Annotated in this window: 9 protein-coding genes; 6 read left to right on the top strand and 3 right to left on the bottom strand. The window is 71.8% G+C overall.

Annotation, left to right across the window (positions count from 1 at the left end; translation table 11 throughout):
* Together ACTJJZ_RS03395 and ACTJJZ_RS03390 are read right to left on the bottom strand one after the other, a co-directional pair.
* Nucleotides 1-1,015 (bottom strand): IS110 family transposase (locus ACTJJZ_RS03395; RefSeq protein ID WP_440719754.1); only part of this gene is annotated, 1,015 nt, incomplete at its 3' end.
* A gap of 231 nt (nt 1,016-1,246) precedes the next feature.
* The gene (locus tag ACTJJZ_RS03390) at nt 1,247-1,819 is read right to left on the bottom strand and encodes a TetR-like C-terminal domain-containing protein (RefSeq protein WP_440719753.1); all 573 of its coding nucleotides are present in this window, start codon (nt 1,817-1,819) and stop codon (nt 1,247-1,249) included.
* 69 nt (nt 1,820-1,888) lie between these two features.
* On the opposite strand from ACTJJZ_RS03390, the gene ACTJJZ_RS03385 reads away from it, so the two are divergent.
* The gene (locus ACTJJZ_RS03385) at nt 1,889-2,587 is read left to right on the top strand and encodes an MBL fold metallo-hydrolase (protein WP_440719752.1); all 699 of its coding nucleotides are present in this window, start codon (nt 1,889-1,891) and stop codon (nt 2,585-2,587) included.
* A 36-nt stretch (nt 2,588-2,623) separates the two neighbouring features.
* On the opposite strand, the gene ACTJJZ_RS03380 is transcribed toward ACTJJZ_RS03385, so the two are convergent.
* Entirely contained in the window at nt 2,624-4,117 is a 1,494-nt protein-coding gene (locus ACTJJZ_RS03380) for a PucR family transcriptional regulator (RefSeq protein WP_440719751.1), read from the bottom strand.
* Between the two features lie 112 nt (nt 4,118-4,229).
* On the opposite strand from ACTJJZ_RS03380, the gene gabT reads away from it, so the two are divergent.
* The 5 genes from gabT to ACTJJZ_RS03355 all read left to right on the top strand — a co-directional run bounded on the left by gabT (nt 4,230) and on the right by ACTJJZ_RS03355 (nt 10,985).
* The gene (gene gabT / locus ACTJJZ_RS03375) at nt 4,230-5,591 is read left to right on the top strand and encodes a 4-aminobutyrate--2-oxoglutarate transaminase (RefSeq protein ID WP_440719750.1); all 1,362 of its coding nucleotides are present in this window, start codon (nt 4,230-4,232) and stop codon (nt 5,589-5,591) included.
* A gap of 101 nt (nt 5,592-5,692) precedes the next feature.
* Entirely contained in the window at nt 5,693-7,135 is a 1,443-nt protein-coding gene (locus ACTJJZ_RS03370) for a flavin monoamine oxidase family protein (RefSeq protein ID WP_440719749.1), read from the top strand.
* A complete protein-coding gene (locus ACTJJZ_RS03365) occupies nt 7,135-8,034 on the top strand; it encodes a universal stress protein (protein WP_440719748.1) in 900 nt (299 codons plus the stop codon). Before ACTJJZ_RS03370 ends, ACTJJZ_RS03365 begins: the two co-directional genes overlap by 1 nt.
* A gap of 57 nt (nt 8,035-8,091) precedes the next feature.
* Nucleotides 8,092-9,555, top strand: a complete 1,464-nt coding sequence (locus ACTJJZ_RS03360) for an NAD-dependent succinate-semialdehyde dehydrogenase (RefSeq protein ID WP_440719747.1) — start codon at nt 8,092-8,094, stop codon at nt 9,553-9,555.
* 68 nt (nt 9,556-9,623) lie between these two features.
* Entirely contained in the window at nt 9,624-10,985 is a 1,362-nt protein-coding gene (locus tag ACTJJZ_RS03355) for an NAD-dependent succinate-semialdehyde dehydrogenase (RefSeq protein WP_440719746.1), read from the top strand.
* The last annotated feature ends 25 nt before the right edge of the window (nt 10,986-11,010 follow it).

The raw sequence follows: 11,010 nt of genomic DNA, 5'->3' as shown, positions 1-11,010 counted from the left end.
GTTTGAGGCAGCGGATGATGTCTTTCTTGGAGAGGCCTTGTTCGGTGCGGCGGCGCATGTAGGCCTGGGTTCTGGGGTCCCAGCGGAGTCGGCAGAGAACGATCCTGTAGAGGGCGGCGTTCGCTTGCCGGTCGCCGCCGCGGTTGAGGCGGTGCCGGTGTGTCTTGCCGGAGGATGCGGGGATCGGGGCGACGCCGCAGAGCATCGCGAACGCGGCTTCGGAGCGGAGCCGGTCGGTGTTCTCGCCCGCGGTGACCAGCAGCTGCCCGGCGACATCGGCACCGACCCCGTTGAGTTCGAGCAGGGCCGGGTTGATCGTGGTGACGAGAGGGTCGATGAGCGCGTCGAGTTCGTCGATCTCTTCGCTCAGCGCGGCGTGTCGACGGGCGAGGGCGCGCAGCGCGACCTTCGCGGCCTGTTCCGGGTCGCCGATGCGGGATGTGTCTGGTCGCAGTGCCGCGCAGATGCGTAACAGTTCCCGGTCCGTCAGGTGGCGCAGTCGTTCCCGCAGCTCGTCGGGTGCGGTGACCAGCAACGTCTTGATCCGCCTGATGCAGTCCGCGCGCTGGTCGATGGCGCTGCGCCTGGCGACGCGCAGATTCCTTAGCGCTTCGACCTTCCCGGTCCGGTCTTTCGGGACACCAGTGCGCGCCCGGGACAGTGCGGCCCGGGCGGCGGCTTCCGCGTCCAGCGGGTCGGACTTGCCCGCGAACCGGCGGGTCTTGCGGTCGGGGCGGTCGATCTCCAGCAGCTCGACGCCCGCGCCGCGCAGGTGCCGGGCCAGGCCCGCACCGTAGGCGCCGGTGCCTTCGATCGCGGCGATCAGCAGCATCCCGAACGTCACCGCCCACGACAGCAGCGCCGCGTAGCCGGCCTTGTCGGCGGGGAACTGGGCGCAACCCAGCAGCCGGCCCGTCGCATCGATCACCGCGGCCGTGTGCGTATCGCCGTGCGTGTCGACCCCGATAGCGACCTCGACCTGGCCGACCTCGGTTTCTTGTGCGATGGTGGTCATCGCCGTTCCTCTCACTCCAAGGGACAGAACGGCACGCACCGCCGAGAGCGAGCGGACAAGACAGTGATGGGTGCCTGCTGGCACAGGCTCCTATGAGGTCACGAACCCTCGCACGGTGAGTGCAAAGGCAGCCCCGCAGCGAATCGACCGACAGATCCCGTTCAAGACCCGAAGTCAGTCAGTCCAAGAGTCAGGACGACCGCTGCGGGGCTCCCACCACCATCATCACTGTCAGTCCGCGGAGCCGCTGCCGGTGAGCGTACCGATGAGCGTGCGGAGGCCGAACTCGAAGGCCTCGTCGACATCGCCGCCGAGCTGGAATGCACCGGCCTGCTCCATCGTGCAGAAGCCGTAGACCCAGGCCGTCAGCGTCCGTGCCGCCGGGAGCGGGTCGCCGGAGGTCGAGCGGCGCACCGCGGCGAGCAGTGCCCCGATGAGCGGCGTCATGGCGTCCGGTGACGGCCCTGCCTCGGGAGCGGGCGTGGAGAACAGCAGCCCGGCGGCGCGGGGGGAGCGCCCGGTGAACGCCCGCACCGCCCGCGCGATCGCAGCGAGCACGACCGGAGGATCCGTCGCCGGGCCGACGAGCACCGTGACGGCCCGGCCGAGCTCGCGCGCCGCATCGTCGGCGATCAGCCGGAGCAGGTCGTGCCGGTGCCGCACGTGCTTGTACAGGCTGGGCGGTCGCACCCCGACCGCGGCGGCGACCGCGCTGATGGTCACGGCGTCGATGCCTTCGCGCTCTGCGATCGCCCGTGCGGCGGCCACGAGCGAGGAGGCGGTGACGCGCTGTGGTGCGGGCATCGGATCCTCCTTCGCTCTCCATCCTAAGGCTATTGACAATAGCCTTGATAGCTATATAACGTAGCCATCATGAACGCAGAGCTCATCCGGATCGGCGACGACATCGTCGCCATGCATGCCGTCGCCACCGACGAGGGCATCACGCTGATCGACGCGGGGCTGCCGGGGGACCGGCGCATCCTGCAGCGGGCGCTCGAGGCCGCGGGCCGCCGTCCCGAGGACATCCGCGGCGTGGTGCTCACCCACGGCGACAGTGACCACATCGGCGTCGCCGAGTGGCTGCGTACCGAGTACGGGGTGCCGACCTATGTGCACGAGGCGGATGCCGGCCGCGCGCAGGGGGAGAAGACGCCCTCCGCCCCGGGCGGCGCCATGCGCCTCGGCCCGACGCTGCGGTTCTTCGCGGCGGCGCTGCGCCGCGGCGGCCTGCGCCCGCGGCACCTCGGCGAAGTCCGCACGGTGCAGGACGGCGATGTGCTTCCGCTCCCCGGCTCGCCCGAGATCATCGGCCTGCCCGGGCACTCGCCAGGGTCCGTCGCCATCCGGATCCCCGCCGTGGACGCCCTCTTCGTCGGCGACGCCCTCACCACCCGGCATGTGCTGAACGGATCCGAGGACGTGCAGCTCGGCCCGTTCAGCGACGCCCCGGAGCAGACGCCGGAGAGCCTGGAACGGCTGCGGGACCTCCCGGAGCAGACGATCGTCGTCGGCCACGGTCCGATCTTCCACGGCACAGCCGCCGAGATGCTGGGGGCGCTGAAGCGCTGACGCCCGGAGCGCACGGAAGGCCGAAGCGCGGGCTCCTCAGTCCCCGGCGGTGCGCAGCGTCGCCCAGAGCTCCGCGCGGGCGGGGAAGGATCCCAGATCCGCCCCCAGGATCTCGGACGCCTGCGCGATCCTGGTGCGCAGCGTATGCCGGTGCACGCCGAGCGCCGCGGCGGCGGGCTCCAGCCGGGTGTCGTGCTCGAGCCACACGCGCAGCGAGCGTTCGAGCTCGGCGTGGTCGCGGGCGTCATGACGGCGCAGCGGCGCCAGCCGGGACTCCGCGATGAGCCGGGCCTCGTCGGTCGCGAAGGCGGCCAGCACGCTGGCCTCCGCGCTCTCCGCGTACCGGGCGACGCTCGTGCCGCCGCCGCCGCGCCGCAGCGCCGTGAGCGCCTGCGCGTGGGCGCGGGAGAACCCCGCGTACTCCTCGGGAGCGGAGGCCCCGATCCGCACGCCGACCCGCGCCGACAGCTCGTCGAGCACCGGCGCGTCGTCCGCGGCGAGGCACATCACCAGCCCGTCCCCCGAATCGGCGAGGAAGACGGGCGGGGATCCCTGCCGCCGCTCCCACCACTCCGACACGGCTCCCTGCCGCTCGCCCGCCGCGACAGCCACGATCACCGGCGCCGGCGGCAGCGAACCCAGCACGCGGCGCGCGAGCGTCGGGTCGTCGCTGAGCAGCGAGGCGAGCAGCTGCCGGTGCAGCCGCCGACGGCTGCGCGCGAGTTGCTCGCTCTGCTCGAGGGAGAGGCCGGCCATCGCGATGACGGACGTGACGACCGTGCGGGTCTCCGGGTCCAGCGACCCGCTCGCGATCGCCACGACGCCGCGCAGGTGCCCGGCGCGCCCCACGGTGAGCAGCGTGTGCGCCGCGTCGCGCTCCTCGACGACGCGGTTCGCGGATCCGCCGCGCGCCAGCAGATCGGACGCGGCCCCGGCGACGGCCGGGGAGGATCCGCCCGCGGGATGCTCGTGCGCGAGCTGCCCCGCCGCGTCGTACATGCCGACCCAGCAGTCCAGGCGCCGCGACAGCTCGGTGAGCGTGGACTCCAGGCCACGCGGACGGAGCGCGGCGACCGACAGCGCGCGCTGCGTCTCCAGCGCCCAGGTGCGCCGCGCGTACGCCTGCGCGGCGATCGCCTCGGAGTGCGCGCGCGCCACGGCGAGGAACGGCGTGCCGTAGGGCACCTCGAACAGCGGCAGCCCCGCCTCCGCGCAGATCGCCGCGAGCTCGGCGGGGATCCCGCTGCGGTGCACGTCGGTGCCGAAGCCGAGCGCGACCACGCCACGGTCGACGAGCCGGCGCACGTAATCGGCGGTGCCGGCGGCGTCGCCGTCGGCGAACTGCGTGCCGGTGGTGAGCAGGGCCAGGTCGTCGGCGAGGAACGGCGTCGGATCGGTGAGGTCGGAGTTGTGCACCCAGCGCAGCGGACGCTCGAGCGCTCCCGCGGGGAGCGCGTCCTCCGTCCCCACCAGCGACAGGTGCAGATCGCGCCGGCCGAGCAGGGTGCGCAGGGTGGGCTGCTGGTCCATGGAGTCCTTCCGGGCGAGCGGATCTCGGGGATGGCCGATCCGGCGAAATCTCGATCCATATTGTACGCCCGGGCGAATGCTGACCGCTGTCGATCCTCGTAATCTCGACGCCATGACCACCATCGACGCGCAGGCTGAAACGCTTCCCCTCGGCGGACCATCGCTCCCGCAGGAGCGCCGCCTCGTCACCGAGCTCCCCGGTCCCCGCTCGGCCGAGATCATCGCCCGCAAGGCCGCCGCGGTTCCCGCCGGCGTCGGGCACACGGTCCCGGTCGCGGCCGTCGCCGCCGGTGGTGGCGTCGTGGTCGACGCCGACGGCAACTCGCTCATCGACCTGGGATCCGGCATCGCCGTGACCACCGTCGGCAACGCGCACCCCAAGGTCGCCGCGGCCATCGCCGCCCAGGCCGCGCAGTTCACGCACACCTGCTTCATGATCTCGCCGTACGAGTCGTACGTCGAGGTCGCCGAGGCCCTCAACCGGCTCACCCCGGGCGATTTCGCCAAGAAGAGCGCGCTGTTCAACTCGGGCGCCGAGGCCGTCGAGAACGCGATCAAGATCGCCCGCAAGCACACCGGTCGCCAGGCCGTCGTCGCGTTCGACCACGGCTACCACGGCCGCACCAACCTGACGATGGCGCTCACCGCCAAGGCCATGCCGTACAAGAGCGGCTTCGGCCCGTTCGCCCCCGAGGTGTATCGCGCCCAGGCCTCCTACCCGTTCCGCGACGGCCTCTCCGGCGCCGAGGCGGCGGCCCGCACGATCCTGCAGCTCGAGAAGCAGATCGGTGCCGACAACCTGGCCGCCGTGATCATCGAGCCCATCCAGGGCGAGGGAGGCTTCATCGTCCCCGCCGACGGCTACCTGCCCGCGATCCTGGACTGGTGCCGCGCGAACGGCGTCGTGTTCATCGCCGACGAGGTGCAGACCGGCTTCGGCCGCACCGGCGCGATGTTCGCGAGCGAGCTCTTCGGCATCGAGCCCGACCTGATCACCACGGCCAAGGGCATCGCCGGCGGCATGCCGCTGGCGGCGGTCACCGGCCGCGCCGAGATCATGGACGCCTCGCACTCCGGCGGCCTCGGCGGCACCTACGGCGGCAACCCCGTCGCCTGCGCCGCCGCGCTCGCCGCGATCGACGCCTACGAGAACGACGGGCTGATCGAGCGCGCGACCGAGATCGGCGCGCTGCTCAAGGGCCGTCTCGCCGCCATCCAGGCCGCCGACCCGCGCCTGGGCGACATCCGCGGACACGGCGCGATGATCGCCGCCGAGTTCGTCGACCCGGCGACCGGCGCCCCCGACGCGGCGCTCACCGCCGCCGTCGCCAAGGCGGCCATCGCCGAAGGCGTCATCGTCCTCACCTGCGGCACGTTCGGCAACGTGATCCGCTTCCTCCCGCCGCTGACGATCGGCGACGACCTCCTGAACGAGGGACTCGACATCGTCGCCGCTGCGCTGGCAGCCCATTGAGACGTCCGGGCGCGATCGGGATCGGGGGATGCTGGATCGCGCCCGGCAACTTTTTCTCCACCACGCACCTCGGTGCCTCCCCTCTCATGAAGGAGTAGAGAATGGCCGACATCACCCGTGACGTGCTCATCGTCGGAGCGGGGGCCGCAGGCACCACCGCCGCGAACGAGCTGCGCAAGGCCGGTCTCTCGGTCGTCGTGCTCGAAGCCCGCGACCGCGTCGGCGGCCGGCTGTGGACCGATGTGATCGAGGGCGCCATGCTCGAGATCGGCGGCCAGTGGGTCTCGCCGGATCAGGACGCCCTGATCGAGACGATCGATGAGCTGGGCCTGGAGACGTTCAGCCGATACCGCGAAGGCGACAGCGTCTACGTCGGCCCCGACGGCACGCTGCACCGCTTCACCGGCGAGATGTTCCCGGTGTCGGCCGAGACCGAGAAGGTCATCGCGGAGATCACCGAGCGTCTCGACGCGATGGTCGCCGAGATCGACCCGGACCGTCCCTACGCGCACCCGAAGGCGGCCGAGTGGGACCAGGTCACCTGGGACGCCTGGCTGCGCCAGCAGACCGACGACGACGAGGCCGTCCGCAACCTCGCGTTCGCCACCGGATCCGCGATGCTCACCAAGCCGACGCACGCGTTCTCGCTGCTGCAGTCGCTGCTGATGGCGGCTTCTGCCGGCTCCTACTCGCACCTCGTCGACGCGGACTTCATCCTCGACAAGCGCGTCGTGGGCGGCCTGCAGCAGGTTCCGCTGCTGCTCGCCGAGCGCCTCGGCGACGACGTGCTGCTGAACCAGCCCGTGCGCACCCTGGAATGGGACCCGTCGACGGGCTCAGGGACCGACGGCGTCACCGCGACGACCGACTCGCTCACCGTCCGCGCCCGCTACGCGATCCTCGCGCACGCCCCGGTGCTGTACAACCGGATCTCGTTCGTGCCGCCCCTGCCGCGCCGCCAGCACCAGATGCACCAGCACCTGTCGATGGGCTTCGTGATCAAGGTGCACGCCGTCTACGACCGTCCGTTCTGGCGCGAGCAGGGCCTGAGCGCCACCGCTTTCAGCCCGTACGAGCTCGTGCACGAGGCGTACGACAACACCAACCACGGCGACGAGCGCGGGACCCTGGTCGGCTTCGTCAGCGACCAGAACGCGGACGGGGTGTTCGAGCTGAGCGCCGAGGAGCGCAAGGAGCGGATCCTGGAGTCTCTCGCGCACTACTACGGCGACGAGGCGAAGAACCCGGTCGTCTACTACGAGAGCGACTGGGGCTCCGAGGAGTGGACCCGCGGCGCGTACGCGGCGAGCTTCGACATGGGCGGCCTGCACCGCTACGGCAAGGACCTGCGCGCGTCGGTCGGGCCGATCCACTTCGCGTGCTCCGACCTCGCCGGCGCGGGCTACCAGCACGTCGACGGCGCGATCAGGATGGGCCGGCTCGCGGCCGCGCAGATCCTGGACGCCCGCCGCGCGACGGCCACCGGCGGAACGGCCGCGGACGTGGTCGGCTCCGGCGTGAGCGCCGCGGTCGACGCCGGCTGATGACCACCTCGATCGTCGTCGGCTACACGGCGACGGAGACCGGAGCGGACGCCCTCGCGCTGGGCGTCCGCCTCGCCCGGAGCACCGGGCGGCACCTTCACGTGCTGGTGATCCTGCCCGACGAGCGCGCCACGAGTGCCGAGGTCGCGACCGGACCCGGGAACCCGGAGCCGGTCCACGGGCAGGCGAAGGAGTGGCTGGACGCGGCGGCCGAGGCGATCCCCTCGGACGTCGCGCACACTCCGCAGGTGCGCCAGCACGACTCGTTCGCCGAGGGCCTCGTGCTCGCCGGCGAGGAGCTGGATGCGGCCCTCATCGTCGTCGGCGCCGCGAACGGCGCGACGGTGGGGCTGCACCGGATGGGCAGCGTCGCGCAGGCGCTGCTGCACTCCTCGCCGATCCCGGTGGCGCTCGCCCCCGCGGGCTTCGCGCACAGCGAGGACGCGGCGGCGCCGATCTCGCGCGTGACCGCCGCGATCGGCAGCCGTCCCGGCGCGGACGTGCTGCTCGAGGCCGCAGTCGCGCTGTCCGCCTCCACCGGCGCGACCCTCCGCCTGGTGTCCCTGGTCGCGTTCGACGTGCCGCGCGGTCTGGACCTGCAGTCGATCCGGCTGGTGAGCACCGCGCACGGCGACGACGTGCTGGCCCGTGCCGAGATGGAACTGCCGCCCGGCGTCCGCGCGGAGCTCGAGCGCGCTCCCGGCGACACCGTGGAGCAGGCCGTCGAGCAGCTGTCCTGGCTGCCCGGCGAGCTGATCCTGGTCGGATCCAGCCGCCTCGCACAGCCGCGCCGGCTGTTCCTGGGCTCCACCGCCGCGAAGATGCTCGACGTGATCCCGGTCCCGATGATCGTCGTGCCGCGCACCAGAGCGGGCGACGCCCCCGACGCGGAATCCTGAGCGGTTCCGCCCACAGACGACAAGAACGCGAAACAACCGCTGAGAAGGAGGATCGAGATGACCGATCTGGAGAAGAACCTGCTGGAGAGCGTCCCCACCGGGCTCTACATCGCCGGCGAGTGGGTCGCCGCCGAGGGCGACAAGACCTTCGACGTGCACGACCCCGCCACCAACGACGTCGTGCGGACGATCGCCGACGCCTCCCCGGCCGACGGCAAGCGCGCCCTGGACGCGGCTGTCGCCGCGCAGGACGCCTGGGCCGCGACCGCCCCGCGCACCCGCAGCGACATCCTGCGCCGCGCGTTCGACCTCGTGCAGGCGCACAAGGAGGACCTCGCGCTGCTGATGACCGTCGAGATGGGCAAGCCGCTCGCCGAGGCGCGCGGCGAGGTCGTCTACGGCGGCGAGTTCCTGCGATGGTTCAGCGAGGAGGCCGTGCGCATCTCCGGCCGCTACGGCCTGAACCCCGAGGGCACCGGTCGCATGGTGGTCTCGCAGCGCCCCGTGGGACCGTCGTTCTTCGTCACCCCGTGGAACTTCCCGTTCGCGATGGCGACCCGCAAGATCGCGCCAGCGCTCGCGGCAGGCTGCACGGTGGTCATCAAGCCGCCGGCGCTGACCCCGCTCACCACGATGTACTTCGTGAAGCTGCTCGAGGAGGCGGGCCTGCCCGCCGGCGTCGTGAACGTCGTGCAGACCTCGCGCTCGTCGGCGCTGTCGGCTCCGATCATCGCCGACCCGCGGCTGCGCAAGCTGTCGTTCACCGGCTCCACCGAAGTCGGCCGCAAGCTCATCGCCCAGGCGGCGGAGGGCGTGCTGCGCGTGTCGATGGAGCTCGGCGGCAACGCCCCGTTCGTCGTCTTCGAGGACGCGGATCTGGACAAGGCCGTGGAGGGCGCCCTGGCGGCGAAGTTCCGCAACATCGGCCAGGCCTGCACCGCGGCGAACCGCTTCATCGTGCACCGGGACGTCGCCGACGAGTTCGCCCGCCGGATCACCGAGCGCGTGAACGCGATGAAGATCGGCCGCGGCACCGAGGAGGGCGTCACCATCGGCCCGCTCATCGACCACGACGCGGTCGCCAAGGCCCAGGAGCTCGTCGGCGACGCCGTGGAGCGCGGCGCGACGCTGCTGTCCGGCGGCAAGGCGCTCGAGGGCGCCGGATCCTTCTACCAGCCCACCGTGCTCTCGAACGTGCAGGCCGGCAGCGAGATCCTCCGCGAGGAGATCTTCGGCCCGGTGCTCGCGATCGCGACCTTCGCGGACGAGGCCGAGGCCGTGCGTCTCGCGAACGACACCGAGTACGGCCTGGTGTCCTACGTCTTCACGCAGGACCTCGCCCGCGGACACCGCATGATCGACGCTCTCGAGACGGGCATGATGGGTCTGAACGTGGGCGTGGTGTCGAACGCCGCAGCACCCTTCGGCGGCGTCAAGCAGTCCGGCGTCGGCCGCGAGGGCGGCTTCGAAGGCATCCACGAGTACCTCTCGACCAAGTACACGCTGATCCCGGTCGACTGATCCCACTGATCGGGCCCTGACTCCGTCGCAGGGGCCGATCCCACCGAACCAACCGAAAGGAACCGGACATGACCGACTACGCCGTCGTCAACCCGGCCACGGGCGAGACCCTGGCGACCTATGACACCTTCACCGACGCGCAGATCGAGGACGCGATCGCTCGCGCCCACGGCGCCGCCTCGGTGTGGGGGAGCACTCCGGTGGCCGAGCGCGCCGCCGTGATCCGCCGGATCGCGGAGGGACACCGCGCGCGTCGCGACGAGTTCGCCGCGATCATCGTGCGCGAGATGGGCAAGCCGCTCGCCCAGGCGGCCGGCGAGATCGACTTCGCCGCCGACATCATCGAGTTCTACGCCGACAACGCGGAGAAGATCAACGCCGACCAGCCGCTGGACATCCTCGGCGAGGGCACCGCGGTCGTCCGCAGGGCGCCGCTGGGCGCACTGTTCGGCATCATGCCGTGGAACTTCCCGGCCTACCAGGTGGCCCGCTTCGCCGCGCCCAACCTGGCGCTCGGCAACACCATCATCCTGAAGCACGCCCCGCAGTGCCCCGAGTCCGCGGCTCTCCTCGAGGAGATCTACAGCGACGCGGGCCTGCCCGACGGCGGCTACGTCAACGTGTACGCGACGAACGAGCAGTCCGCGACGATCATCGCCGACCCGCGCGTGCAGGGCGTCTCGGTGACCGGATCCGAGCGGGCCGGCGCCGCCGTCGCCGAGGTCGCCGGCCGCAACCTGAAGAAGGTCGCCCTCGAGCTCGGCGGATCGGATCCGTTCATCCTGCTGTCCACCGACGACCTGGACGCGACCGTGCAGGCCGCCGTGGACGCGCGCCTGGACAACAACGGCCAGTCCTGCAACGGCGCCAAGCGGTTCATCGTCGTGGACGGCCTCTACGACCAGTTCGTGGAGAAGTTCGTCGCGAAGCTGGCAGCGGTGCAGGCGAGCGACCCCACCCAGGAGGACACGGTCCTCGGACCGCTGTCCTCGGTGGCCGCGGCCGAGCGCCTGCAGGAGCAGGTCGACACCGCCGTGAAGCAGGGCGCGACGCTGCTCACCGGCGGCACTCGCGACGGCGCGTTCTTCGCGCCGACCGTGCTCGCCGACGTCACCGCCGACATGGACGTCTACCGCGAGGAGCTGTTCGGACCCGCCGGCGTCGTGTACCGCGTCGCCGACGAGGATGCCGCGGTCGCGCTCGCGAACGACACGTCGTTCGGTCTCGGCTCGTACGTCTTCACCACCGATCCGGCCCAGGCCGAGCGGGTGGCGAACGGCATCGAGGCGGGCATGGTGTACGTCAACGTCGTGCTCGCGGACAGCCCCGAGCTGCCGTTCGGCGGCGTGAAGCGCAGCGGCACCGCCCGCGAGATGGGGCTGCTGGCGGCGGACGAGTTCGTGAACAAGAAGCTCATCCGCGTAGCCTGAGGGCACCGGGGACGGCGTCCGCGTC

This window comes from Microbacterium sp. 22242, assembly GCF_052045495.1.
Taxonomy (GTDB): domain Bacteria; phylum Actinomycetota; class Actinomycetes; order Actinomycetales; family Microbacteriaceae; genus Microbacterium.
Note: the sequence above shows the minus strand (reverse complement) of the source record. Positions and strands in the feature narration are given on the sequence as shown.